Below are 25,402 nucleotides of genomic sequence, written 5' to 3'. Positions count from 1 at the left end.
CCGTCGGCGGACGTCACAGCCGCCGGGCACGCAGCACGCCGGTCAGCATCGGGAGGGTGAACTCTCCGGCGGAGGTCTCCGGTCGGCTCGTCAGGTAGGAGCGGGTCCGGCCCAGCAGGGCCGCGCGTTCCTGTTCCGGCATGACCAGCATTCCCGCCTTCGTCCCGAGGGTCGCGACGAGGGAGTCGACGGTCCTGCGCTGCCCGTGCGGGAACTCCGCTTGTTCCGACGAGCCGAACAGGGCGTCCCCGCCCGACTTGGGGAGGTGCATGCCGGCCGTCTCGGCCCGCCAGCTCGCGGGCACGTCCCGCGGGCCGATGCCCGCGCTCCCGCTGACCCGCGCGAGCCCGGCCACCCAGTCGACCCCGTCGTCGAAGAGGTTCCACAGGCCCGCGAGGACCCCGCCGGGGGCGAGGACCCTGGCGAGCTCGGGGCCCGCCGCGTCCATGTCGAACCAGTGCATGGCGTTGCCGGACAGCACGGCGTCGACGGACGCGTCCGGCAGCGGTATCGCCTCGGCGCTGCCCTGCAGGGCGCGCACCGCAGGGAGGCCGCGGCGCAGTTCGGCGAGCATCGCAGGGTCGGGCTCGACGGCGACGACGTCGATGCCCAGCGCGGCCAGGGTGCCGGTGAGTTTGCCGGTCCCCGCGCCGAGGTCGAGCACCCGTGGTCCCGGCGCGGGTTCGAGGGCCCAGTGCACCGCGGCCCGCGCGTAGTCCGGGCGGTGTGCGGCGTAGGCCTCCGCCGCCGCGCCGAACGACGAGCTGTGGAGCAGCCGTTCGTCCTGTCGCGACCGCTCGGTGGCCGTACGGCCCTGTGCGTCGTCCTGGCCCTGCTCCATACCGTCGTCGGTCCGCGTCATCGCAGCTCCTTCTGTCAGCGGGTGGCCGGGCAAGGGTGCCACGACCCGGATAGCCGCCGGACGGCACGGGCCATCAAGCCGAGCTTCCGGCGGCAGTTGAGCAACGCCGGTGAGTTCCCTCACGATGCCGCGCATTAAATGATTGAGTATCGGATCCCGCGAATATGTATGGATCCCTCTGCGGGTGCACACATTTCAGTGCGCATGTTCCGCGACAAATACTTTCCAGCCGAATTCACCGCACGCGGGTGATGCACCGTCACCCCTCGGCCACGGGAAGAACTGTGCGACCGCCGGTAAGGTCACCCGCGCACATTGGCCGGAAGATTTCGGTGCGCCCGGAAGTGGGGGTCCGGGTGGGAAATCGGGACATTCGCGTGGGGTAATGTCCTGGTCGCACTCCGTAGTTCCGGTGAGCCGCTCAGGACGGGAGCCCCAGGCAGGCCCGGCGCGCGGGTGCCACCCCAACCACTCAGGCGATGTGCCCCACAAGGGATTTCGCCGCCTTCGTATGCCGCAAAGCAGGAATTGATGCCCGTTCAACCATTGATGGAACTCATACGTTTCGTACGCAGCCGGTCCCCTTTCTACGCCGAGCTCTATGCGGGAGTTCCGGACCATGCAACCGACCTCACACAGCTTCCGGTCGTGCCCCAGGACGAGTTCTGGCGAGCCAACACGCCGCGCGACAATCGCCTGCTGACCGGACCGCTCGACGAAGCCGTGGTCTTCAAGAGCGGCGGCACCACAGGGTCGCCGAAGTTCTCCTTCTACACCCGTGCGGAATGGCGGGAGTTCACCGCCGCTTTCGGCGAGGGGCTCCTCGCGTCCGGGCTGCGCCCCGGGCACCGGGTCGCCGACCTGTTCTACGCCGGAGAGCTGTACGCCAGCTTCACCTTCGTCCTGGACTCGCTGCACCGCTCCCCCGTCTCCAACGTCCGGCTGCCCATCGGCGGCGCCGCACCCCTGGAGTCGACGGTGCACACCCTGGAGCAGTTCGACGTGGAGGTCGTCGCGGGCACCCCGACCACCCTGTGCGCCCTGGCCGATCACCTCGTCACCGCCGGACGGCAACTCCCCCGGGTGGAACTGCTCCTCTTCGGCGGGGAGAGCCTCTACCAGGACCAAGAGCCGCTGCTCGCCCGCGCGTTCCCCAACGCCCGCCCCCGCTCGGTGGGTTACGCCAGTGTCGACGCGGGCCTGCTGGGCCGCCCCGTGCCGGGCCCCGACCCGCGCGTGCACCGCGCCTTCACCCCGTACGCCACCGTGGAGATCCTCGACGAGGAGACCGGCGAGCCGATCACCGAAGCCGGGGTGCCCGGCAAGGTCGTCGTGAGCGACCTGCGTCGACGGCTGATGCCCGTCCTGCGCTATCCGGCGGGCGACCGCGCCGAGTGGACCGGCACGGCACCCGGGCACTTCCGCATCCTGGGCCGCTCCCAGGAAGGCGTCCGCGTCGGGCCCGTCTCGCTCTACACCCAGGACGTGCAGGATCTCGTGCGCGGCGCCGATGCCGCGGGACGGGTGACCGGGGTGCAGCTGGTGCTGCGCCACTGGGACGGGCGGGACGGCCTGCGGCTGCGGCTCGCGGGCGACGGGGATCCGGCCGGGCACCACGACCTCGCCGAGGCGATCCGCAAGCAACTCCTCGCCGACCGGCCGTCCTTCGGCGACGCGGTCGACGCCGGGCACATCCATCCGCTGGCGCTGGAGTGGGTGCGCCACGGCGAGCTGGCCGTCAACACGCGCTCGGGCAAGCTGATCCGCGTCGTGGACGAACGGATGGGGTCATGACGGCGCCCGGCACCGAGGCCACGCCCCGCACCCGCGGGCGCCTCCCCCTCGTCCTGCGCAACCCCGCCTTCGGGGCGGTCTGGACCGCTCAGGTGCTCACCCAGGCGGCGGCCAGGATGTTCCAGGTCGGCGTGGTGTGGTGGCTGGTCAGCCAGGCGGCGGGCGCCGACCGCGGCCTCGCGTCCGGGGCCTTCCTCGCGGTCTCCACGCTGCCCGCGGTGGCGCTCGTCCCGCTGGTCGCCCGGATCGTCGCCCGCTGCCCGCACCGCGGCGTACTGGCGGGCGCGGCGGCCGTGGCGGGCCTCGTCGCCACCGCCACCGCCGCCTGGACCTCCGCGGCCCAGCCGCCCGCCGGCGTGATCTACGGCGCGGCCCTCCTCCTCGCGGGCTGCCAGGCCCTGTTCGACCCGTGCCTGACCACCTCGGTCCCCGAGCTCGTCGAGGACGCCGACATCGAGGCCGCGACGGGCTTCGAACTCGCCACGCAGTCCCTGGCCGGGCTGGCCGGCGGACTCCTCGGCCCGCTGCTCGTCGACGCCTGGGACCTGGCGGGCATCGTCGCCGGATGCGCGGGCGCCTACCTCGTCGCGGCCGTGCTCGTCGCGTCGACCCGCTTTCCCCGGACCGCAGCAGTCGCCGCGGCGGACGCCTCGGATGACGCGACGGGAGCCTCGGATGGCGCGGCGGGAGCCTTGGGTGACGCGACGCGGCGCCGCACGCTCCGGCAGATCCTGGCCGAACTGCCCTTCATCCGGCAGGTGTTGCTCTGCTTCGCCGCGGCGAACGTCTTCACCACGGCCGTGTACGTCGTGATGCCGCTGTACACCCGCTCGGTGCTGCACGGGCAGGGCACGACCGTCGCCGCGCTGGAGGCGGCCCTGGGCATGGGCACGCTGCTCGGCTCCTTCACCGGAGGACGACTGCCGGGCTCCCCGACCGCGGTCGGCGGGACCTGCCTGGCGCTGATGGCGCTCGCGCTGGGCATGCCGGGACTCGCGCCGGGCCTCGCCGTGGCCCTGGTGTCGCTGGTCCTCGCGGGCTGGTGCGTCGGCGTCATCGGCGTACGCTTCGTCGCCCTGTTCCAGCGATCGGTCCCGGCCGCCGACAAGCCGGGGTTCTTCGCGGTGATGCAGGCCCTGCTGGGCGCCACCTTCCCGCTGTCCTCACTGGTCTTCGGGGTGCTCGGCGACCACCTGGGGGCGCGCTGGCTGTGCCTGGTCCAGGGCGTGGGGCTCGCACCGGTCGCGGTGGCCCTGTTCCTGCTCGGACGGCGAGGGCGCGCGACCGCGGCGGACGGGCAGGCACCCGGCGCGGCTCCGACGAGCCCCCAGGAAACCCATGCCTCCGCCGCCCTGGAAGGTGCCCGATGACCGTCACCATCGCCCCCGCCGCGCTCCAGGACATCGCGGAACTGCGGCAGTTGTACTTCGACGTGTACGGCCACGGGTACCCGGTGCCGCTCGGCAGCGACCCGGCCGTGATGCGCCGCCTGATCACCGACCCGCACACCCACTGGCTCACCGCCCGGCTGCCCGGGACCGGGGAACTCGCGGGTTCGGCGGTCGTCCAGACCGACCCGGGCAGCCGCATCGGCAAGCTCGTCGGACTCGCGGTCCACCCGGACCGGCGCGGCGGCGGCCTGGCCGGACGTCTCACCGGCGCGGTGTGCGGCGCGGCCTTCGCCGCCGGTCGTCTGGACTCGGTGTACGCCACCGTGCGGATGGTCACCGAAGGACCCCAACACGTCGTCGTCCGCAACGGGTTCAGGCCGCTCGGCCTGCTGCCCAACGCCGCCGAGGTGGCGGGCTGCGAGAGCCTCGGCCTGTTCGCCCGCTTCGCCGACGGGGTCCTTGCCCGGCGCGAGGCGGTCTCCCGTGCGCCTGCCGCACTCGGCCCGCTCCTCGCCGCCGCCGAGAACAGCACCGGCGTCCCCTACCGCGGGGTGCTGCCCTCGGACACCCTGGGCGCGGCGCGGCCCGAGGGTCCGCCCGCGCCGCCGACCGCGCACCTGGAAGTGGTCGGCGCACCCGGGTTCGTACGCCGTCGTTTCCTCGAACTCTTCCCCGATCCGGCGGGCCGCTACTACCCGCTGCACGCGCCCAACGCCGTACTGGTGCCGCCGGACGGCGCGTTCGAGGCGTACGTGGATCTCGACCCGGTCGCCGGGAGCTGTGCGCTGGTCGCCGTGCACCCCTACCCGGCGGCGGTCACCCATGCCCTGGAACCCTTGATGGCGACGGTCTCCCGGGCCGGTGCTGACTACGTCGAGACGCTCCTTCCGCTGTCCGACACGGCGAGCCTGACCGCCTTCCTGGCCGCGGGCTTCGTCCCCAGCGCCGTCTACCCCGCCATGCGCCGCATCGGCGAGCACTTCCACGACTACGTCGTGCTCTCCCGCACGAGCCGTCAGATCGACTTCCGGACCCTCGCCGTCGGCGGGCCGCTCCAGCCGTATGTGAGCGCCTACTTGACGGCCTGGACCGCCACCTATCTGCCCCGTCACGAGGTTGCCCTGTGAACACCGACACCACTGCCCCGGTCTCTCCGGTCTCCCCGGAATCCCAGAATTCCCGGGTGAACCCCTATCTCGCCCCCGTCCACGTCCCTGACCCGGAGGCGTTGGCCCACGTCCAGCGACTCTGCGACCTGACCGAGCCGTACGCCCAAGGGCCGGACGCCGACGCGCTGTTCGCGGCCGCCATGGCCGAGACGAACGACTGGCACGCGGCCCGCTCGCCGTTCTTCCGCTCGCTGCTCGCCGACGTGCCGGAGGCCCCGGCGCCGACGGTGGGTGCGGACGTCCGCACCCCGCTGGTCCACGCCACCTTCTTCAAGCGCCACGAGGTGCTGTCCGTCCCCCGCGACGACGTCTTCCTGCATCTGACGTCGTCCGGCACCACCGGCCAGAAGTCGCAGATGTTCTTCGACGAGTGGACCATCCGCGCCGCGCAGCGCATGGTGGCCCGGATCTTCGACCACTACGGCTGGATCACCCCCGACCAGCCCGTCAACTACCTGCTGTACAGCTACGAACCGGCGCCGAGCATGCGGCTCGGCACCTCCTTCACCGACAACTATCTGTGCGACTTCGCCCCGGCCAAGGGCGTCACGCACGCGCTGCGGCACACCGGTGAGGGCCACGAGTTCGATGTGCACGGCTGCATCAGCGCGCTGCGGCAGTACGCCGAGGAGGGCCTGCCGGTCCGCATCCTCGGTTTCCCCGCGTTCCTGCACTTCACCCTGGAGCGGATGCGCGCCCAGGGCATGCCGCCGATCGAGCTGCCCGCGGGGTCCCTCGTGGTCCTCGGCGGCGGCTGGAAGGGGCATGCCGACCGGCAGATCGGCAAGGCGGAGTTCTACGCGCGGGTGACCGAGCTGCTCGGCGTCGAGCCGGAGCGGATCCGGGACACCTTCGGCTCGGTGGAGCACTGCGTGCCCTACATCGAATGCTCCGAGCACCGGTTGCATGTGCCCGTGTGGTCGCGGGCCGCGGTGCGCGACACCCGCACGCTGCGGCCGCTGGGGTACGGGGAGCGCGGCTTCCTGCATCTGGTCTCGCCGTACATCACGTCCGTACCGGCGCAGAGCGTCGTGATGGGCGACCTCGCCTCGCTGCACCCCGCCGAGGAGTGCGGCTGCCCGCTGCCCACACCGTGGTTCACCGTCCACGGGCGCGCCGGGGTGAGCCGCAACCGCAGCTGCGCGGTGGCCGCGGCCGAACTTCTGAAGGGACGCGCATGAGCACCGCGACGACCATCGAGACGACGCACAAGGACAAGGAAGCGGCTTCCGCAGTGACCGGCGAACTCCATTTCTGGCAGGGCGAGTTCATCGACGGCGCCGAGGCCGCCGCCCGCCTTGCGGATCTCCCTGACCTGGTCGAGGAGGCCCTGGCCGAGCCGCTGCCCACCGAGACCGTGCTGCGCGCGTGTGACGCGCTCAGCGTCGCGCTGGGCGACTCCGGCAATGCCGTACGAGACCGGCTCCTCACCCAACTCGCCGCTTCTACCGACGACTTCACCGAGGTTGAAGCGACCCTCACCGAGCTGTCCGCCGCGCTCGCCAGGCCCGCCCTGGAACGCAAGCTCCGGCGCGAGCTGGGCGGCACGGCACCCGGCCGCCTCACCAGACCCGACGCCCGGGAGACCGTCTTCGAGGCGTGGGCCCCCGTCGGCCTCCTTACGCACATCGCCCCCGGCAACGCGGCGGCGGTCGCCCCGCTGAGCGTCGTCGAGGGACTGCTGGCCGGAAACGTCAACGTACTCAAGACCAGCAGCGGCGACACCCCGCTCGCCCTGCACCTGCTCGCCGAACTGGCGGCCGCCGACCCCACCGGCGCGCTCGCCCGCCGTGTCGTCGCCCTGCGGTTCCCGTCCGCCCGCCGCGACTGGCTGCGGCTGATGTGCGCGCCCGCGGACGCGATCGCCGTGTGGGGCGGCGAGGACGCGGTGGCCTCCGTCGGCGAACTCGCGCCGCCCGGCTGCCGGTTGATCGAGTGGGGTCACAAGATCTCCTTCGCCTATCTGACCCGCGACGCATGGCAGGACCCGGTGGCCCTTGAGGCCCTCGCCGCGGACGTCTGCCGCCTGGACCAGCAGGCGTGCTCCAGCCCGCAGGTGGTCTATCTGGACACCGAGGACGCCGAGGAGGTCTTCGCCTTCGCCGAGGACTTCGCGCCCGTCCTCGCCAAGGCATCGGCCGCCGCACTCGCCGCCGGGACCGGCACGGCCGCGGACCTGAGCGCCGCCGAGCAGGCCGAGATCACCACCGCCGAACTCCTCGCCCGCCTCGAACAGCACCTGGGCCTGACGAAGGTCGTCGCCGCCGAGGACGGCGCCTGGCGGGTCCTCGCCGACACCCGGCCCGCGCTCACCGCATCGCCGCTGCACCGCAGCGTCTGGGTCAAGCCGCTGCCCGCCCGGGACATCGGCGCCACGCTGCGGCCGATGCGCCGCTACCTCCAGACGGCCGCCGTCGGCGGCGGCTGCGCCGACTTCGCCCGGCTCTCCCGCGCCCTGCTGACCGCGGGCGCGCTGCGCGTCACCCCGGTCGGCGCGATGCTGGACAGCTACGACGGCGAGCCGCACGACGGCGTCTACGCCCTCCAGCGCTACAGCCGCCGCATCAGCGTCCAGGCCGACCACACCTTCGGGACCACCGGCTGCCTGGACGACCTCGTCGCCGCCACTCCCACCCCCGCCCCACCGACCGGCCCCCTCCTCGGCAAGGCGGACGTACAGGGGCAGTTGGCCGCCCTGGCACCCGAGCACGCCCACCTCTACTTCCGCAGCGGCGGCACCACCGGCGCCCCGGCCCTGTCCGTGTTCACCAACAACGACTACGACACCCAGATGCGGGCCGCCGCCCACGGGCTGCTCGCCGCCGGGTTCGACCCGGCCCGCGACCGCGCGGCGAACCTCTTCTACTGCGGCGGCATGTACGGCGGGTTCATCAGCTTCTTCTCCATCCTGGAGCGGCTGAACGCGACCCAGATCCCGCTGGCCGCGGGCACCGACCACGCCACGGTCGCCGAGGCCCTGGTCGCCCAGCGCGCCGACGCGGTCTTCGGCATGCCCTCCTACCTGTGGCAACTCTTCCACGCACAGGGCGAGTTGCTCCGCTCGTACGGCGGGATCCGCAAGGTCTTCTACGGCGGCGAGCACTTCACCGCCGAGCAGCGCCGGATCCTCACCGACACCTTCGGCGTCGAGGTCATCCGCTCCGCCTCCTACGGCAGCACGGACCTGGGTCCGCTCGGCCATCAGTGCACGCACGCCGAGGGCTCGGTGCACCACGTCCTGACGGATCTGCACACCCTGGAGATCCTGGACCCGCAGGAGGACCTGCCGGTGGCGACCGGTCGGCCCGGCCGCCTGGTCTTCACCAGCCGCGCCCGCTCCGGCCAGCGCCTGGAGCGCTACCAGATCGGCGACCTGGGCCGCGCGGTGGAGGGCGTCTGCCCGTGCGGCAGTCACACCCCTCGCATCGAACTCCTCGGCCGATACGGCGATGTGGTGCGCGTGGGCACCTACTTCTACAACTACCGCCGCTTCGTGGAGACCGCGCAGGAACAGCTGGGCTACCGCGGCGAGTTGCAGCTGGTCCTGAGCGGCGCAACCGCCCGCGAGCACCTGACCGTACGCATGGACCGGGCGTACGCCACGGATCCCGAGCGGGCGCGCGCCGTGTTCCTGTCGGCCGTTCCGGAGCTCGGCGCGGCGGTCGTCGAGGAGGGGCTGCTGACCTGTGCGGTCGAGATCGTCGACGGCCGTGACCTCGAACGCACCGCGGGCAGCGGCAAGTTGCGTACGGTGATCGACCTCAGGGCCGCTTCGGCGTGACCGCGCGGGGCCGGGGCCGATCGCGGTCCCGGCCCCTGACCGCCTCCGGTGACAAGAGGGGACGCCGACGGTAGCTTCCGCCTCCCACCCATCGAGAGGTGCCCCGCATGCGCAGATTCCGTCGTGCCCTGGCCGCTGCCGCCGTCCCTTCGGTGTTCGTCGTGACGGCGGCGGTGACCCTGCCCGCCGCGTCCGCCGAGGGTCAGCAGTCGACGCCTCCCGTCATCAAGGAGGTCGCCGAGGGCAAGCAGAAGGGTTCCGTGCGCGTCGACGTCGACGGTCACGTCCAGGTCAACTACCGCAAGATCACCCTCTCGCCGGGGGCGAGCACGGGCCGGCACTGTCACTACGGCCGGCTGATCGGCGTGGTGAAGTCGGGAAAGCTCACGCATTACGCGCCGGTGTATCCCGGCGGCGTACACACCTATTCGGCGGGTGAATCGATCGTCGAAGGCAGCGGATACGTCCACGAGGGCCGAAACGAAGGGAAGAAGGACGTGGTCCTCTGGGTGACCTATGTGACCCCGGAGGGAAAGCCGCTCGCCGAGCCCGACCTGAGCAAGTGCGACGCCCGACGGTGAACCACCCGTAATCCGAGACGCATCACAGCACTTGGGGGCGGGCCCGGCCAGTGGGCGTTCAGACGGCCGAGCCCGCCTTCCAGTCGGCCCAGCTCATGTTCCAGGCGTTCAGTCCGTTGTCGGGCTTGATCGTGTCGTCCGGGGAGTTCTTGACGACGACCACGTCGCCGACGATCGAGTTGCGGTAGAACCAGGAACCCGGCTGGCTCGGGTCGTTCCCGCCCTTGACGTCGTTCAGGCCGACGCAGCCGTGACTGGTGTTGCTGTTGCCGAAGATCGAGTCCGCACTCCAGTAATTGCCGTGGATGAACGTTCCCGACGTGGAGAGGCGCATGGCGTGCGGCACGTCCGGGATGTCGTACTCACCGCCGAATCCCACGGTGGAGCCGTCCATCCGGGTCTCCTTGAACATCTCGGAGATCACCATCTGACCGTTGTACGTGGGGTTCTTGGCCGAGCCCGCCGAGATCGGAATGGTCTTGATCGTCTTGCCGTCGCGGGTGACCTTCATGCTCTTGGTGGCGACGTCGACGGTGGAGACCTGGCTGCGGCCGACCTTGAAGGTGATCGTCTTGTGCTGGATGCCATAGACGCCCCTGGCCCCCTCGACCCCGTCGAGGTCGAGCTTCAGCGTCACGGTGGAGCCCGCGGTCCAGTACTTCTCCGGTCGGAAGTCGAGGCGCTGACCGCTGAACCAGTGGCCGACGACCTCCTGGCCCGTGCTCGACGTCACCTTGATGCGGGACTGGACGGCCTTCCTGTCGGTGATCGCCTTGTCGAAGGTGATCGAGACCGGCATGCCGACGCCGACGGTGGACCGGTCCTCGGGGGTGAAGTGGCCGATGAAACTGTTGGCCTTGGACACGGTGGTGAACGATGAATTCCCGTGGGCCTCAAGGCCTTTGGAGTCCTTGGCCGTCGCGGCTATCTTGTAGACGGTCCCGCGCTCCAACGGCCCGTCGGGCTGCCAGCTCCTGCCGTCGGCGGCCATCGAGCCCCGCACGGACTTGCCTGTGGAATCCTTCATCGTGACCCGGGTCAGTTTGCCGTCGCTGACGGTGACCTTCGTGTCCTTGTTGATGCTCGTGTTGGTTCCGCCGTTCTTCGGCAGGATGGTTATTCGGGCCTTCGACACATCCTTGGCGGTGTCCGCGTCCGCCCCCTTCCCCCCACTCTTCTTCTCGACACCGCATGCCGAGAGCAACAGCCCCGTGCCAAGCAGTGCGGACGCGGACAGCAGGTTCCTGCGGCTCCTGTATTCCGCCGTCACACGCTTCTCCATTCGCAGTTGATGAAAGAGGCCACCCATTCTGCGACAAGGCCCCGAAAGAAAAGATAAAGGGGACCGACCTTTCGAAACTGTTTCGCCCACCGCCCGGTCGTCCACCGCCGGACATACGCCTGGCGACGCGACCCGATCCGCGGCGGACATCCGTCGCCGGATACTGTCTCCACCAGATGATCAAAGGGGCGGGGGCATGGTGAGACGGTGGTACGCGGCGCTGGGCTTCAATGTCCTCCTGGGAATCCCGGCCGTGATCCCGCTCTGGATGCTGTGGTACATCGCCGCGACATGGGCACATCCGGCACCGGAGGAGAACGACGGCCTGGGGGTCGTCGTCGCGCTGTTCGGGCCCCTGGTCGCCGCCTGCGGTTTCCTCTGGTGGGCGGCCAACCGGCCCCTCGCCCGCCGGACCCACCTCAGCCAGTCCCAGTACTGGCTGCTCAGCCTGCTCGGCATGTGCCTGCCGACCGTCGCGCTCTTCTGCAACACGGTCTGAGCGACCGGCGACGACCGCCGGGCCGCCCCTCTCCTCCGGCTTCCCCGGCGCGCCCGGCTCCTCCCGCAAGGGGGCGAGGGTCAGCTCGCCGGGTCAGGCCAGGCCGAGCGCCCGGGCCACGTCCGACGTGGCCGTGCTCGTCTCCACCGAGTCGTAGCCACCCAGCATCGACACGTCCGGGTCCTTCAGGCCGTTGCCGGTGACGGTGATGACGATCCGCTGGGCGGGGGCCACCCGGCCCGCCGCGTGTTCGGCGAGGAGGCCCGCGATACCGGCCGCCGACGCGGGTTCCACGAAGATGCCCTCGCGGCGGGCGACCAGGCGGTACGCCGCGAGGATCTGCTCGTCGCCGACAGCCGCGATCAGGCCGCCGGACTCGTCGCGGGCGGCCAGTGCCCCGTCCCGGGACGCCGGATTGCCGATGCGGATGGCGCTGGCCACGGTCTCGGGCGTCTCGACGGTCCTGCCGTGCACCAGCGGGGCCGCACCGGCCGCCTGGAAGCCCCAGATCCGGGGGCGGTGCGTGGCGCGGGCGGCCTTCTCGTACGCCGAGTAGCCGCGCCAGAGGGCCGTGATGTTCCCGGCATTGCCGACCGGCAGGCAGTGCAGGTCGGGGGCGTCGCCCAGCGCGTCCACGATCTCGAACGCCACCGTCTGCTGGCCCTCGATGCGGTGCTCGTTCACCGAGTTGACCAGGGCCACGGCGTGCTCGTCGGCCAGTTCGCGGGCGATCCGCAGGCAGTCGTCGAACGTGCCGGTCACCTCGACGATCTCGGCGCCGTACCGCACCGCCTGGGCGAGTTTGCCGAGCGCCACGGCGCCCTTGGGCACCAGCACGACGGCCTTGATCCCCGCCCGGGCCGCGTACGCGGCGGCGGAGGCACTGGTGTTGCCGGTCGACGCGCACACGAGCATGTCGGCGCCGGACTCGACCGCCTTGCTGACGGCCACCGTCATGCCGCGGTCCTTGAACGAGCCGGTGGGGTTGGCCCCTTCGACCTTCAGCCACACGTCGCAGCCGGTGAGATCGGAGAGATGGCCCGCCCGGATCAAGGGGGTGTTGCCCTCGTGCAGGGTCACGACCGGCGTGCGGTCGGTCACTCCCGGCATCCAGGACCCGTAGGCGTGGATCAGCCCCTGCCAGGCAGGAAGGGTGCCCTGTCCGGGCTCGGAGGTGTTCACGGTTTGAAGAGTCACGATCGTTACTCTACATCGCCATCACTCCATGCGGCGTAACATTCGTTTCATGAAGGCGCACGCCAGGCGGCCACGTACGATCAAGCCCATGCCGTACGACCCAAGCCGCCGCCCGGACCTGGTGACCGCGCGACTCAGCGAGATCTATCCCGAACTGCCGCGCGGCGAGCAGGCGATCGTGCGCGTACTGCTCGACGACTACCCCTTCGCGGCCCTCGGCTCCCTGCGCTCCCTCGCCGACCGCGCCAAGGTCAGCCCGCCCACCGCATCGCGCCTCATCACCCGGCTCGGCTGGAGCGGCTTCGCCGACTTCCAGGACGCCGTACGCACCCAGGTCAAGGAGCAGGACCAGTCCCGGCTCCGCCAGTTCGTCAGCACCGCCCCCACCGAGGCGAACCAGGCCGCCGAGCAACTGCTCGCCGGGCTCGGCAGCACCATCGAGGCCGCGAGCGAAACACTCCTCGGCCGCATCGGCGCGCTGCTCGCGGGCGCGGGCAGCGTCTGGGCCGTGGGCGGCCCGCTCAACGAACTCGCCGCCGACTATCTCGTACGACAGCTCTCCGGGCTGCGCCCCGGCGTCCACCGGGTCCCGGCGGGGACGGCTGCGCGGGCCCGGTGCCTGGTCGACCTCGGTCGGCACGACCTGATCGTCGCCTACGACTTCCGCCGTTACGCCGCCGACGTCGAGCGCTTCGTCCGGGCCGCCCGGGCACGGGGCGCCCGACTCGTACTGGTCACCGACGCCTGGGAGTCACCGCTCGCCGAGGACGCCGAAGTACTCCTCCAACTCCCCCGAGAAGCCGCCGGCCCGATCGCCCCGCTGACCCACGTCGTCGCCGTCACCGAACTCATCCTCGTCGCCGCGGTCCCCCACCTCGCGGGCCCCACGGAACGCCTCGCGGAACTCGACGCGCTGACCGAGGAACTTCAGCGGCCCTAGGCACCCCGCCGCAGGGCCCCCTGCTACCCGGCGACCGGGCACCGAACGTCCAGAACAACCGCCGTACCCGCAACGGTCATGTCCTCATGCATCGTGATCACTTGCCCAGGCCGAAGGTTCTGCCACCCCGACCGATCGAGCGGCGCGAGACGCACGGTGGCCCGACCACCCGGCTCGACGAAGGGCACGAACTCCGCCCAAAGAGCGGCCACATGGAGTGTCGGCTCCCCCGCCGGGGTGCGATTCCCGATCTCCCACATGGGCCTAAGCACACCGGCCCCCGAAAACGGCGTCCGTCGACGAGCCTCGCCGACAGGCCTGAGGGTGAGGTCCGCCCGGATGACGCCACATCGGGCTTCGTAGCACCGCCAGCGACACCAGGCAGCACTCCTCTCCAACCTCAACTGCTCGGCAGCGGCGGCGAGAGCCTCCCAGAACTCAAGCGACAACGCCCGCTCGCCCCCGCACTCCTCCAGCAGCCCGATCGCCACCTCCCACTCGTCGCGCACGAGGCACTCCCAGACATCGCTCACCGTCACGTCGCCCTCGTCGGCAACGTCTTCCGGGACCAGCAGGGCTGCCGCTTCCAGCAGTTGGGGGACGTCCATCCCGTCATTGTGTACGAGGACCTGCCGGTAGCCGTTGCCAGCACGTTCGTCCGCGGCATGCACTCTGCCGAGGACTGATCGTCCGTCCATTGAGCAGGACGACGGGGCGTGGCAGGCTCCTGGCCCGTGATCGATGATTTCGCGAAAGAGAATCTGCACAGCGACCTGCGAAATGTGCGCGAGGTGATGCTCTGGAAGCTCGACGGACTTGGCGAATACGACATCCGCCGCCCCCTGACCCCATCGGGAACCAATCTTCTCGGCCTGGTCAAGCACCTGTCGTTCTGGGAGTCCAGGTACTTCGGCGAGGTCTTCGCCCGCCCCTTCCCCGAGCCTCTGCCCCGGTGGGACGACGCCAGGGAGCGTGGTGCCGACCTGTGGGTGTCCGAGCAGGAGACGCGCGAGGAGGTCATCGCTCGCTACCGACGCGTCTGGGAGCACTCGGACGCGACGATCACCACGCTCACCCTCGACTCACCCGGCCACGTGCCCTGGTGGCCGCGTCCCGATGTGAAGCTCTTCAACGTCCTGACCCACATGCTCACCGAGACCACCCGGCACGCAGGGCATGCCGACATCCTGCGCGAGCAACTAGACGGCTCGACAGGGACAACGGCTGAACTCGCGGCCCCGCACGCCGAAGCGGCCCTCTGGGATGCCCAGTGCGCGAAGATCGAGCGGGCCGCCCGAGCAGCCGCCGCCCAGCCCGATCAGGACTGAGACCGCAGACACTCACGCCTGGACCGAGATGACCGTCCAGAGGGGGACGCTCAGCCGCCGAAGATCTCCGGCACGGGCCGCTGCGGATCGTAGGGAGCCCAGCCCGGGTTGCCGGTGGTGGCGAACGCGACCCAGGCGCCGTGTACCTGGGCCGCCAGTCCTGCGGGGGCGGGGGCGGGGCCGAGCAGGCGGGTGGTCCCGTGGAGCCAGGGTTGGTCGGCGAGGTCGAATACGAAGGGGAGTTCGACGGCGTGGGCGGCGCCGAGTCGGCCGTGGAGGGCCGTCGAGCGGTACGCGAACGAGTAGAGGTGCGTGCGACCGCCCGAGATCCGGGCGTGGGCCTGGGCCAGACGCGTCGTACCGGCCTCGAAGAGGGTCTGTCCGAGCACGGCGGAGCGCAGGTCGCCCGGTGTGGCGTCCGGACGTGCCGCGCGGTGTGCGGTGAGGGCGGCGAGGGCGGATTCCGGGGTCGCATGGACCCGGGTGGCGAGGGTGCGCACGTCCGCTTCCGTCGTGGAGTCCAGGTGGCCCTGCGGTACGAGGTAGAGATGCCCCTCCTCGGTGTTGGTGCCGATGAGCAGGTCGACGTCGCGGGCCGGGCCGTCCGCGAGGGCGTCGGCCGACTGGACCGGCAGGACCAGGCTGAACGGGCTGAGCCCGGCGAGCGGGTCCGTGGCGGTGTCGGTGCGGAGGTCGAGGCCGGACAGCGCGGGCAGGATCGCCAGGAAGCTCTCGTCCGGGATCGGCGCGAACGCCTCGGCTGTCGGTTCGACACCCAGCGCGGCGGCCGCCGCCACGGTGACCCGACGCGCCTGCTCCGGCGTGAACGCCCCGGTGCCGTTGCCGCTTTGGACGATCGCCCGCCGGAACAGGCCGCCCGCCTCCGGCGTCGCCAGCAACGCACCGATGAGCGTGGCGCCCGCGGACTGGCCGAAGACCGTGACGTTGCCGGGGTCGCCGCCGAACGCCGCGGCCGCATCGCGTACCCAGCGGAGTGCCGCGAGCACGTCGAGCAGTCCGCGGTTGGCCGGAGCGCCCGCCAGATCGAGGAACCCGGGAATGCCCAGGCGGTAGTTCACGGTCACGAGGACGACGTCGTCGCGGGCGAACGCGCGGCCGTCGTACAGCGCCGCGCGGTTCGAGCCGGTGACGAACCCGCCGCCGTGCACGAAGACCATGACGGGACGCCTGCCACCGTCGGCGCCGGGCGTGTGGACGTCGACGGTCAGGTACTCCTCGCCGGGCACCCAGCCCGGCCCGAAGTAGGGGCTCATGTCGAGCCGGCCGAAGTCGCGGGTCGGCTGGGGAGCCGTGGGCGAGGGCCGCGTACCGTCGCGGACGCCCGACCAGCCCGGGTGCGGTGCGGGCGGGGCGAAACGGGCGGCGCCGGTCGGTGCCGCCGCGTACGGAAGGGCTCGGTAGCGCTCGCCGGATCCGTCACGGACGCCGCGCACGGCGCCCGCCGGGGTTTCGACGACGGGGTCTGCCTGTCGGGGCACGGGACACGTTTCCTCTCTGGAAGGGGAGAGCAAAGGGACATCGAAGGCGCCGTCAGGAGATGCGGGAGAACCCCGCCCACCCCTTGATCGCGAACTTCGACCCGCTGCGAGCGACCTGCACGGCGCCCCTGCCACCGAAGTGCGCGGGGAAGACGAGCGCGTTGTCCTCGGCGGCGCGGCCGAGCAGCTTGTGCCGGGTGGCGCGGGACCGCACCGGGTCCTCGCAGAAGCAGGAGTTGGTCTCCGGCTCCACGATCTGCAGCGCGGTGTGCACCAGGTCGCCGACGAACAGGGCCCGGTCGCCGCCGGATTCCAGGGTGAGTACGGAGGAGCCCGGGGTGTGCCCGGCGGCGAGATCGAGGCGCAGGTTCTTGTCGATCCGGTACGTCCCCTCCCACAGGCGCGTCAGCCCCGCCTCGTGGACGGGTGTGACGCTGTCCTCGAATACGTTCTGGTTGCCGCGGCCGAGCACGGTCGTGTGCCCGTTGGCCGGGTCCCAGAACTCGAAGTCCCGCCGGGTCATCAGATACGTGGCGTTCGGGAAGGTCGGCACCCAGGTCCGGCCGTCGAGGCGGGTGTTCCAGCCGACGTGATCGATGTGCAGGTGGGTGTTGACGACGATGTCGACGTCCTCGGGCCGCACCCCGGCTGCGGCGAGGTGGTCGAGGTAGTGCGTGTCCAGGCGGTTCCACACCGGTGCGTAGGGCCGGTCCTTGTGGTTGCCCACGCCGGTGTCGACGAGGATCGTGCGCCCCTCGCTGCGCAGCAGCCAGGACTGGATCGCCGAACGGCACTCGTCCGCCTCCGGGTTCCAGAAGTCGGGCGCCAGCCAGTCGCGGTGCTCGTCCCACGCGCCGCCGGGGCTGTCGGGGAAGAAGCGGCTCGGGGGCATCTCGACCGAGCCGTAGAACTCTTTGACGCGGGTGACGGTGACATCGCCGAGGGTGATCTGCGCCTGCTCCGGAGTGGGGTTGCGATCCATGGGGTGTGGTCCGTCCTTGAGTCTCGGGAGTACCGAACGTCGGGTCTCGGGGAGTGGCCGGAGCGGCCGAACCTCGCGTCCCACGAGGTGCCGAACAACTCCGACGAGGTGCCGAACAACTCCGACGAGGTGCCGAACAACTCCGAGCCTGGACACCCGGGCAGGCACACACCACTCCCGCGCTGTCGTATCCCTCGCAGGGTGTGGCTGGGACCGGACCGTGCGCCGAATACTGGGGTCCATGAACGGACCCGGCACACTCGGCGCCTTCCTCCAAGCCCGCCGCGCCCGGCTGCGCCCCGAGGACGTCGGCCTGCGTGACCTGGGGCCCCGCAGGCGGGTGGCCGGGCTGCGGCGCGAAGAACTGGCCCAGCTGGCGGGCGTCAGCGTCTCGTACTACGCACGGCTGGAACAGGGCCTGTCCCGCGGGGCCTCGACCGAGGTGCTCGACGCGATCGCCCGCGCCCTGCTCCTCGACGACCATGAGCGCGCGCACCTCGACCGGCTCGCGGGCGCCGCCCGGCACCCGCCCCGGTTGCGCCGCCCGCGGCCCGAGAGGCTCACCGACGAAACGCGGGACCTCCTCCGTGCCGTGGACGGCGTCCCCGCGATCGTGCTCGGCCGCCGTACGGACGTGCTGGCCTGGAACACCCTCGGACACGCCCTGCTCGCCGGTCACCTGGACTTCCACGGCCCGGACACCCCGGCGCGGCGCCCGAACATGAGCCGACTGCTGTTCCTGGACCCGCACTGTCAGGAGCTGTACGCGGACTGGCGGCGCAAGGCGCGTGCGGTGGTCGGCAACCTGCGCATCGCCGTCGGCAAGCACCCGGAGGACGCGCTGCTCGCGGAGCTGATCGGCGAACTGACCATGAAGAGCCCGGAGTTCGTCGCGCTGTGGGGCGACCACCGGGTGGCACCGTGCGATGCCGCGTCGTACGAACTGCACCATCCCGTCGTCGGCACGGTGACGGTGACCCAGCAGACACTGTCGATCGCCCGTTCACCGGGCCAGGTGCTCATCGTGTGCACCACCCCCGCCGGTTCCTCTTCGGAGGAGGCCCTCGCGCTCCTCCGACAGGCGAATGGCAACGGCAACGGCAGCGGCACCCGGGCGCCGATGGATCGAGAGACCCTACAAGCCCCCTGAAACCGGGACCTTCCCAGGAACTTCAGCAAAGGCCGAACCGGCAAGGGCGGCGTCGACGAACGTCGCGCCGATCTCCACCATCCGCTCCACCGCATACGCCGGGTCGATCAAGGCCTCAGGAGTGTGAAGGCCCGGTGGCACGGCCTCGCCGCGCAGGCCCAGCAGTCGTTCGACGCCGAGTGCGATGCCGAGCGCCGTGAGGGGGCGCTGTCCCGCCGGGTGGACGAGGTACTTGCTCGTACGGCATGGTGCGCCCGCTCGGTCCACGCCTTCGAGGTCGAACCGGACCTCGATGGAAGGGTGTTCGCCGCGGCGCCGCGCCGCGGATTCACCGACGGCGAAGGCGAGGCGGACGTTCGGCGCGCCCGTCGCGATGGCGAGGCTCGGCACGTCGAGGACGGCGATGCTCTGACCGGGCAGAACGACTCCGTCGGTGCTGGGCACATCCACTGTCGCATCGGGGCCGTCGACCCAGGTGAAGACGCCGTCACGGCGCACCGTTCCCGCCGTGGTGGCGGTGGCCCACCGCGCCAGATCCGCCGCGCCCGCGGGCCCTCCGGTGTCCGACTCGTCCAGTACGGCGCCGATGTGGATGGTGTCGACCCGGCCGAACTCCCCGGCCAGTTCGAGCGCCGCCAGGGCGACGGCACCGGCGCAGAAGTGACTGGCCATCAGGATGGGTGCGGCGATGGTGCGTTGAGCCGCCACGATGACCTCCGGCGCGATCTCCACCAGGGCGCTGGAGATGCTGAGGTACGGCAGACCGCGGTCTTGTGCGTAGTGCAGCCCGTGCAGGCGGTCGTCCCACAGGGCGGCGACCACCGCCGAGTAGTGGTGATCGGGCGGGAGGCCGAGATCGCCGCGCCCCAGGTCGACGGTCACGGCCGTCGCGGCGCCCAGCCCCTCGGCCACCCGCCGCGCGCGCTCGATGTCGCGGCCCGCGATGGTCAGCGGCAGCTCCGGGTGCCATCGGCGCAGGAGGTCCGCGGTCCCTGATCCGGCCTGTCCCGAGCCGCCCAATATCAGTACTGATTCCGGCAGTTGCACTGTGGATTCCTCTCACCGCAACGAAGCTACATTTTGTAGCCTACGTTTTGTAACATAGGCTGGAGCCCCGGACAACGGAGGACCATGACCACCACGACGACCCGGCTGTCCAAGCAGGCCAGGCGGGAGCAACTGCTCGACACCGCCGTGACGATCGTGCGCACCCAGGGCGCCGACGGCCTGACCCTGGTCACCCTCGCCGAGGCGGCCGGGGTGAGCAGACCGATCGTGTACGACCACTTCGGCACCCGCCCCGGTCTCCTGCTCGCCCTCCACCGGCGCCTGGACGAACGCCACCGGGGCGCGATCGCCCAGGCACTGCGGGATGCCCCGCCCGTCGCCGACCAGGTCGCCCGCGTCCTGAGCGCCGCGCACTTCGCCTGCGCCACCGACATGCCCGAACTCGCCTCCGTTTCCGCCGCGTTGAAGGGAAATCCGGAGATGGAGGCGGTGCAGTACGAGATGCTCGACGACTACACCGACCTGATGACCGCCGCACTCCGGCCCCACTCCGGCCTCGCGCCCGCGGCCCTTCGCCTGCGGTGCGTCGGCGTCCTGGGCGCGGCCGAGGCCATCGCCGCCGAGCTGAACCGGGACAGGACGACCACCGAAGCGGCGATCACCGCACTGTCCGGCCTGATCGTCGGTGGCCTCAACTCCCCTGCGGCCCCTTAGCTCTTGGATGATCCAGGGCTGCTTCGGTCCGACCCCTACGGGGCGATTCAGGGTCTTGCCGGATGTCCGGCGGAGCCTGCGGCGGGCGAAGATCGAGGCCTCGGGTCGGCCTAAGGAGTTGTCACTGTGGTGGACAGTCATGCATCGGGTGAGCGGCACAACCACCGTTGGAGAAGGCGGTTACCCCTTGCCTGTGGCGCAGCGCTCGCCGTGCTGGTCGGTGCCATGGGTGCACAGGGCGCGATGGGGGCGCCCGGCGGAGGGGACGGACGGGACGGCGGAGAGGCAAGCGGGGCTCGGGTGCCGGGGCCGGAGGGGGCGGGCTCGCGCATCGCGTGGAAGCCGTGCGAGGAGGACGCCTCGGCGGAATGCGGCGAGCTCCCGGTGCCGGTGGACTGGAGCAAGCCGGACGGGGAAAGATTCGGCCTCCAGCTCGCCCGGCGCAAGGCCACCGACTCCGACGCACGCGTCGGCTCCATGGTGTTCGGGCCCGGCGGGCCAGGGGACTCGGGCGTGCGGCGGATCGTGGACAAGGGCAACATGCGCCGGTTCAGCGACCGCCTCCGCAGCCGGTTCGACATCGTCAGCTTCGACCCGCGCGGCGTGGGGATCAGCAATCCGATCCGCTGTACGCAAGACCGCCTCGGCAGCCGTCCGCCGACGGTCATCAAGAGCCAGGCCGATTTCGACGCCATGGTGAAGTACAACCGCGACCTGCGCGAGGACTGCAGGAAGAACACCCAGAAGGGGCTCTTCGATCACGTCGACACCCTCAGCATGGTGAAGGACCTCGACGCCATCAGGGCAGCGCTCGGCGAGCACTCCCTCACCTTCCACGGCAGTTCGTACGGCACGCTGCTCGGCGAGCAGTACGCGGAGCAGTACCCGGAGCGGGTGCGCGCCCTGACCCTGGAGTCCGTGGTGGACCACAGCCTGGAGACGAGAGGGTTCCTCTCCACTCAGGCCGCCACGCTGCAGGACTCCTTCGACGAGTTCGTGGCGTGGTGCGGGCGGGCCAAGAAATGCGCCCTGCACGGTGCGGACGTGCGGGCTCTCTGGGCGGACCTGTTGGACCGGGTCGAGCGCGGGGAGCTGTGGGACAACGGCACGGCGCTGGCCCCGTTCGACCTGAACGTCATGGTCATGAAGCTGCTGTACGACCCCGAGTGGGCGAAGCTGGGCGACCTTCTGCAGCGGCTGAGTGGGAGCGGGGCGGGGACGGAGCGGACGACTGCGGCGGCCGACGGGAATCCCCGGAACACAGCCGAACCCGCCCTCGGGGACAATCCGTTCGAGGTCTTCTGTCAGGACTGGGCCTTGCCGGTCAGCAACTACCAGGACTACGCAAGGGAGTTGCGCCGCATCGCCAGGATCGCGCCGGACATGAAGTATCCCCGCGCCCTGATGTCCGTCTCGGCCTGCCTGGGCGCCCCTGAACCCGACAACCCCCAGCATCGGCTGAAGGTGCGCAACAGCCGGCCCATCCTGCTGACCAACTCGGTCCACGACCCGGCCTCCGGCTACAACTGGGCCACCAACGTCGCCGAACAGCTGGGCAACAGCGCGGTACTGCACACCTATCGGGGCTGGGGCCACGGCACGTACTCCAGCAGTCCCTGCGCGCAGCAGGTCATAGACGACTATCTGATATCGCTGAAGGTCCCGGCACGCGGCGCGAGTTGCCCCGCCGTCGAACCGACGGGGTGAGGCGGCTCCTACCATGCGTGGTATGCGCGAGTACTTCACGGTTGATCAGCGGCGGTTGTCGTTCCTCGACTTCGGTGGGCCGGGGCTCCCTCTGCTCGCGCTTCACGGGAACTACAACGAGGCGTCCGTCTTCGCCCCGCTGGCCGAGGCATTGGCGCCGCGATGGCGCGTGATCGCTCTGGACCAGCGTGGGCACGGCGAGTCCGACCGCACCCGCAGCCATGAACGGGCCGACTACATAGCCGACATCACGGCTTTCCATCAGCATCTGGGCCTCGGTCCGGTGGCGGTTCTCGGCCACTCCCTGGGCGGGTTGAACGCCTATCAGTACGCCGCCCGGCACACGGACCGTGTCACGTCCCTGATCATCGAGGACATCGGCGCAATGCTGAACCTGGACTGGTCGTTCACGCTGCAGCTCCCGCGCAGTGCCCCGTCCCGCGAGGCGCTGGCATCGGCCATCGGTGCGATGGCGCCCTACCTGGAGTGTTCCTTCCGGCAGCGCGACGACGGCTGGGGGTACTCGTTCGACATCGACCACACGGTGCTGTCCCAGCAGGCCCTCAACGGCGACCACTGGAGTGACTGGGAGGCAGTGACCTGCCCGACCCTGCTGATCCGCGGAGCGCACAGCGAAGTACTGGCGCGGGAGCACGCCCGGGACATGGTCGCGCGCCGTGCCGGTGGCCGGGCTCGGCTGATCGAGCTGCCCGCCGGACACGTCGTGCATCACGACGTGCCCGATCAGTTCGCCGCGGCTGTGCGTACCTTCCTGTCCCGGCAGCCCACGGCGTGACGGCGGGCGTGTGCACGACGGGCGTCCCCGACCTCCCGGCATAGGCTGAAACCTCGCACGTGAGGGACGGGAGGCGGAGGCTGAGATGGCCGAGACGACGGTGGCCGAGGTGATGGCCGAGCTGGCCGGGCTCGAGGACCCGAAGGCCCGCGAGGTGAACGAGCGGCACGGCGACGACCACGGTGTGAACCTCGGCAAGCTGCGCGCGATCGCGAAGCGGCTCAAGACGCAGCAGGAACTCGCGCGCCGGCTCTGGGCGACCGATGACACCGCGGCGAAACTGCTGGCGCTCCTGATCTGCCGCCCCAAGGCGTTCGAGCGTGACGAGCTGGACACCATGATGCGCCAGGCACGCACCCCCAAGGTGCAGGACTGGCTCGTGAGCTACGTGGTGAAGAAGAGCCCGCATGCCGAGGAGCTGCGCCTTACCTGGACCGCCGACCCGGACCCGGTGGCCGCCGGCGCCGGCTGGGTGCTGACCGCCGAACGCGTGGTGAAGAAGCCCGAGGGGCTCGACCTCGCGGGGCTGCTCGACGTCATCGAGGCGGAGATGAAGGACGCCCCGGAGCGTCTGCAGTGGGCGATGAACACCTGCCTGGCCCAGATCGGCATCGCACACCCCGAGCACCGCGCCCGCGCCATCGCGATCGGCGAGCGCCTGGAGGTGCTCAAGGACTACCCGACGTCCCCGGGGTGCACCTCTCCCTACGCGCCCACCTGGATCTCCGAGATCGTGCGCCGACAGGGCGACAAGCCGAAGGCTTGAGGTGGACCTCAGTGCCCGATCAGCCCGCCGATGGGGACGGGGTCGACATGCCCCGTCGGCGGGTTGGTCCGCGCCAGGGCGAGCCCGATGTCGAGCAGCGATGAACGACCGAGCGAGGCCACGTCGCCGATCGGCGTCCAGATCGACTCGGCGGTATCGCCATTGGGCTCGGGTCGCAGTCGGCCACCAGTAATACGCACCTGGTAGAAGATCCCCACGTTCTGCAGCTCCGGCCGACCGGGCACACGCCGCTCGGCCGCGGGCACCGTCCGCGAATCCACCCCGAGCAACCGCTCCACCACGCCCTCCAACCCCGTCTCCTCGGCGACCTCCCGGACCACCGCGTCAAAGGGATCCTCCGCATGCTCGACCCTGCCCCCCGGCAGCGTCCACACCTGCGCACCATCCGGCTTCACCGCATGCGCAAGCAACACCCGCCCACCCTCGATACACACGGCGTACGCCGCCAGCCGCAAGTCCATCCGCCGAGACTATCGGGCACAGCGGCCGCGACAGCAGGAAAGAAGAACGGGGCCGAGCGCCCCCGGATGCATCCGGGAAGTGCTCGGCCCCGCAGGGTGTGTGCGAGAGGGCTCAGACGACGAGTTCCGGTTGGGGTTGTGCGTCTGTCTGGCGCGGGAGGCGTACGGGGGCGGGCTTGGCGTCCCACTGCTTGGTGGTGCGGGCGTAGGCGTAGATCACCGAGCACATCGCGAGGATGAGGAGGGGGCCGAACACCCACGGGTGGTTGGCCATCGGCAGCGAGAGGTACCGGTACGACGTCAGGAAGGCGGCGAAGACCGTCGCGCCGTAGGCGACCAGGAGGATTCCCGACCGGTCCCAGCCGCGGGTGATCGCGCGCAGGGCCGCCTCGATGGTGAGGGTGAACACCACGCCGGAGATGATGTCCGCGCCGTAGTGGTAGCCGAAGCCCAGCGTGGCGCCGAGGGTGGCGATCAGCCAGAACGTGCCCGCGTAGCGCAGGACGCGGGGGCCCTTGCGGGAGTGGATGAAGATCGCGGTCGCCCATGCGGTGTGCAGGCTCGGCATGCAGTTGCGTGGAGTGATCTCGTCGAACGGCATCGCGTGCGGGGTCATGACCGTCGGCATCGTGTCGGGCCAGAGGTTGGCCACCGCCCAGTGCCCGCCGTCGGCGCCGTACGCGAAGATCGGGCCGACCACCGGGAAGATCATGTAGATGCCGGGGCCGAGGAGGCCGATCACCAGGAACGTGCGCACGAGGTGGTGGCTCGGGAAGCGGCGGTCCTTCGCCACGTTGCGCAGCTGGTACACGGTGACGGCGACCGCGGCGACCGCGAGCTGGATGTAGACCCAGTCGAGCACATGCGCGCCCACCGATCCCGTGGCCTCGACGAGCTTGCCCACCAGCCACGACGGGTTGCCCAGCGCGTGATCGGCGGTCGCCACGTACTGGTCGAGCACCGTCGGGCGGGTCTTCGTCGTGATCAGCAGCCAGGTGTCGCCCGTCTTGCGCCCGGCCACCAGCAGCAGGCCGAGGCCGACGCCCTTCAGCAGCAGGGTGCGCTCATTGCCGGTGCGGCGCGTGACGGCGATGACCGCACAGCCGATGATCACCCACAGTGCGCCGTTGCCGAACATCATCTTGGCGTCGACCAGCAGCCGCACCAGCGCGAAGACGATGTCGATGCCGACCGCGACGCCGATCGCGATGAACCGCTGCCGCCAGGTGAGCACGACCATCATCAGGCCCATGCTGGCGTAGAGCAGCGGACCCGATTTGGGCGCGAAGATCACCTCCTTCGCCTGGTTCGTGATCGGACCCGGCACGCCGTAGTGGCGCGCGGCGATCTCCAGCGCGATGAGGAACCCGAGGGCCACCACGGCTGCCACGGCCCACAGAATCACCCGGGGCTGACGCCATGCGGACGCAGTGCTGCTGTTTATTCGCGAAGACATCCGCGATGACATAGATCT

The 25,402-nt window shown here is 70.8% G+C and carries 23 protein-coding genes; 14 read left to right on the top strand and 9 right to left on the bottom strand.

The genetic code is table 11. The features are described 5' to 3' along the window. Positions 1–13 precede the first annotated feature (13 nt). On the bottom strand, positions 14–862 hold the full coding sequence (locus ACFWZ2_RS08010) for a class I SAM-dependent methyltransferase (RefSeq protein WP_384543511.1): 849 nt from the start codon (positions 860–862) through the stop codon (positions 14–16). A gap of 531 nt (positions 863–1,393) precedes the next feature. Here ACFWZ2_RS08010 and ACFWZ2_RS08005 point away from each other — a divergent pair. From ACFWZ2_RS08005 to ACFWZ2_RS07980, 6 genes are all read left to right on the top strand, one after another. Then, complete coding sequence (locus tag ACFWZ2_RS08005; RefSeq protein ID WP_384543509.1) at positions 1,394–2,656, top strand: phenylacetate--CoA ligase family protein; 1,263 nt, start codon at positions 1,394–1,396, stop codon at positions 2,654–2,656. After that, the gene (locus ACFWZ2_RS08000) at positions 2,653–4,026 is read left to right on the top strand and encodes an MFS transporter (RefSeq protein ID WP_384543507.1); all 1,374 of its coding nucleotides are present in this window, start codon (positions 2,653–2,655) and stop codon (positions 4,024–4,026) included. Before ACFWZ2_RS08005 ends, ACFWZ2_RS08000 begins: the two co-directional genes overlap by 4 nt. Next, positions 4,023–5,174: a GNAT family N-acetyltransferase gene (locus ACFWZ2_RS07995; protein WP_384543505.1), complete on the top strand. Its 1,152-nt coding sequence runs from the start codon at positions 4,023–4,025 to the stop codon at positions 5,172–5,174. The genes ACFWZ2_RS08000 and ACFWZ2_RS07995 overlap by 4 nt, the downstream gene beginning before the upstream one ends. 56 nt (positions 5,175–5,230) lie before the next feature. After that, entirely contained in the window at positions 5,231–6,397 is a 1,167-nt protein-coding gene (locus ACFWZ2_RS07990; RefSeq protein ID WP_384543503.1) for an acyl-protein synthase, read from the top strand. Then, entirely contained in the window at positions 6,394–8,997 is a 2,604-nt protein-coding gene (locus ACFWZ2_RS07985; protein WP_384543501.1) for an acyl-CoA reductase, read from the top strand. The genes ACFWZ2_RS07990 and ACFWZ2_RS07985 overlap by 4 nt, the downstream gene beginning before the upstream one ends. A 107-nt stretch (positions 8,998–9,104) precedes the next feature. Then, on the top strand, positions 9,105–9,578 hold the full coding sequence (locus ACFWZ2_RS07980) for a cupin domain-containing protein (protein ID WP_384543499.1): 474 nt from the start codon (positions 9,105–9,107) through the stop codon (positions 9,576–9,578). A 58-nt stretch (positions 9,579–9,636) separates the two neighbouring features. Here the strand turns inward: ACFWZ2_RS07980 and ACFWZ2_RS07975 are convergent, their stop codons facing one another. Next, positions 9,637–10,860, bottom strand: a complete 1,224-nt coding sequence (locus ACFWZ2_RS07975) for an Ig-like domain-containing protein (protein ID WP_384543497.1) — start codon at positions 10,858–10,860, stop codon at positions 9,637–9,639. 196 nt (positions 10,861–11,056) lie between these two features. Here ACFWZ2_RS07975 and ACFWZ2_RS07970 point away from each other — a divergent pair, with 196 nt between their 5' ends. Then, a complete protein-coding gene (locus ACFWZ2_RS07970; RefSeq protein ID WP_384543495.1) occupies positions 11,057–11,359 on the top strand; it encodes a hypothetical protein in 303 nt (100 codons plus the stop codon). 93 nt (positions 11,360–11,452) lie between these two features. Here the strand turns inward: ACFWZ2_RS07970 and thrC are convergent, their stop codons facing one another. Then, positions 11,453–12,469 carry a threonine synthase gene (thrC, locus tag ACFWZ2_RS07965; RefSeq protein WP_384543799.1) on the bottom strand — a complete coding sequence of 339 codons (1,017 nt, stop codon included), beginning with the start codon at positions 12,467–12,469 and terminating at the stop codon, positions 11,453–11,455. 175 nt (positions 12,470–12,644) lie between these two features. Between thrC and ACFWZ2_RS07960 the strand changes: the two genes are divergently transcribed. Next, on the top strand, positions 12,645–13,496 hold the full coding sequence (locus ACFWZ2_RS07960) for a MurR/RpiR family transcriptional regulator (RefSeq protein ID WP_384543493.1): 852 nt from the start codon (positions 12,645–12,647) through the stop codon (positions 13,494–13,496). A 23-nt stretch (positions 13,497–13,519) separates the two neighbouring features. Here ACFWZ2_RS07960 and ACFWZ2_RS07955 read toward each other — a convergent pair whose 3' ends face one another. Beyond that, a complete protein-coding gene (locus ACFWZ2_RS07955) occupies positions 13,520–14,104 on the bottom strand; it encodes a hypothetical protein (RefSeq protein ID WP_384543491.1) in 585 nt (194 codons plus the stop codon). 126 nt (positions 14,105–14,230) lie between these two features. On the opposite strand from ACFWZ2_RS07955, the gene ACFWZ2_RS07950 reads away from it, so the two are divergent. Further along, entirely contained in the window at positions 14,231–14,824 is a 594-nt protein-coding gene (locus tag ACFWZ2_RS07950) for a DinB family protein (protein ID WP_384543489.1), read from the top strand. A gap of 50 nt (positions 14,825–14,874) precedes the next feature. On the opposite strand, the gene ACFWZ2_RS07945 is transcribed toward ACFWZ2_RS07950, so the two are convergent. Beyond that, the gene (locus ACFWZ2_RS07945; protein WP_384543487.1) at positions 14,875–16,323 is read right to left on the bottom strand and encodes a carboxylesterase/lipase family protein; all 1,449 of its coding nucleotides are present in this window, start codon (positions 16,321–16,323) and stop codon (positions 14,875–14,877) included. A gap of 52 nt (positions 16,324–16,375) precedes the next feature. Then, a complete protein-coding gene (locus ACFWZ2_RS07940) occupies positions 16,376–17,305 on the bottom strand; it encodes an MBL fold metallo-hydrolase (RefSeq protein WP_384543485.1) in 930 nt (309 codons plus the stop codon). 241 nt (positions 17,306–17,546) lie between these two features. Between ACFWZ2_RS07940 and ACFWZ2_RS07935 the strand changes: the two genes are divergently transcribed. Further along, complete coding sequence (locus ACFWZ2_RS07935; protein WP_384543483.1) at positions 17,547–18,455, top strand: helix-turn-helix transcriptional regulator; 909 nt, start codon at positions 17,547–17,549, stop codon at positions 18,453–18,455. Here the strand turns inward: ACFWZ2_RS07935 and ACFWZ2_RS07930 are convergent. Then, entirely contained in the window at positions 18,441–19,502 is a 1,062-nt protein-coding gene (locus ACFWZ2_RS07930; protein ID WP_384543481.1) for a saccharopine dehydrogenase, read from the bottom strand. The two genes, ACFWZ2_RS07935 and ACFWZ2_RS07930, sit on opposite strands and share 15 nt — an antisense overlap. Positions 19,503–19,586: 84 nt before the next feature. Here ACFWZ2_RS07930 and ACFWZ2_RS07925 point away from each other — a divergent pair, with 84 nt between their 5' ends. From ACFWZ2_RS07925 to ACFWZ2_RS07910, 4 genes are all read left to right on the top strand, one after another. Beyond that, a complete protein-coding gene (locus ACFWZ2_RS07925) occupies positions 19,587–20,177 on the top strand; it encodes a TetR/AcrR family transcriptional regulator (RefSeq protein ID WP_384543479.1) in 591 nt (196 codons plus the stop codon). Between the two features lie 300 nt (positions 20,178–20,477). Further along, on the top strand, positions 20,478–21,884 hold the full coding sequence (locus ACFWZ2_RS07920) for an alpha/beta hydrolase (RefSeq protein WP_384543477.1): 1,407 nt from the start codon (positions 20,478–20,480) through the stop codon (positions 21,882–21,884). Between the two features lie 22 nt (positions 21,885–21,906). Next, the gene (locus ACFWZ2_RS07915) at positions 21,907–22,680 is read left to right on the top strand and encodes an alpha/beta fold hydrolase (protein ID WP_384543475.1); all 774 of its coding nucleotides are present in this window, start codon (positions 21,907–21,909) and stop codon (positions 22,678–22,680) included. An 85-nt stretch (positions 22,681–22,765) separates the two neighbouring features. Continuing rightward, a complete protein-coding gene (locus ACFWZ2_RS07910) occupies positions 22,766–23,446 on the top strand; it encodes a DNA alkylation repair protein (RefSeq protein WP_384543473.1) in 681 nt (226 codons plus the stop codon). Positions 23,447–23,454: 8 nt separating this feature from the next. On the opposite strand, the gene ACFWZ2_RS07905 is transcribed toward ACFWZ2_RS07910, so the two are convergent. Together ACFWZ2_RS07905 and ACFWZ2_RS07900 are read right to left on the bottom strand one after the other, a co-directional pair. Then, positions 23,455–23,928 (bottom strand): NUDIX hydrolase, encoded by a 474-nt coding sequence (locus tag ACFWZ2_RS07905; protein WP_384543471.1) that lies wholly within the window; start codon positions 23,926–23,928, stop codon positions 23,455–23,457. 112 nt (positions 23,929–24,040) lie between these two features. Next, positions 24,041–25,384 (bottom strand): phosphatase PAP2 family protein, encoded by a 1,344-nt coding sequence (locus ACFWZ2_RS07900; protein WP_384543469.1) that lies wholly within the window; start codon positions 25,382–25,384, stop codon positions 24,041–24,043. Positions 25,385–25,402: the final 18 nt, after the last annotated feature.

Source organism: Streptomyces sp. NPDC059002, assembly GCF_042740435.1.
In the GTDB taxonomy this organism is placed as follows: Bacteria; Actinomycetota; Actinomycetes; order Streptomycetales; family Streptomycetaceae; genus Streptomyces.
Note: the sequence above shows the minus strand (reverse complement) of the source record. Positions and strands in the feature narration are given on the sequence as shown.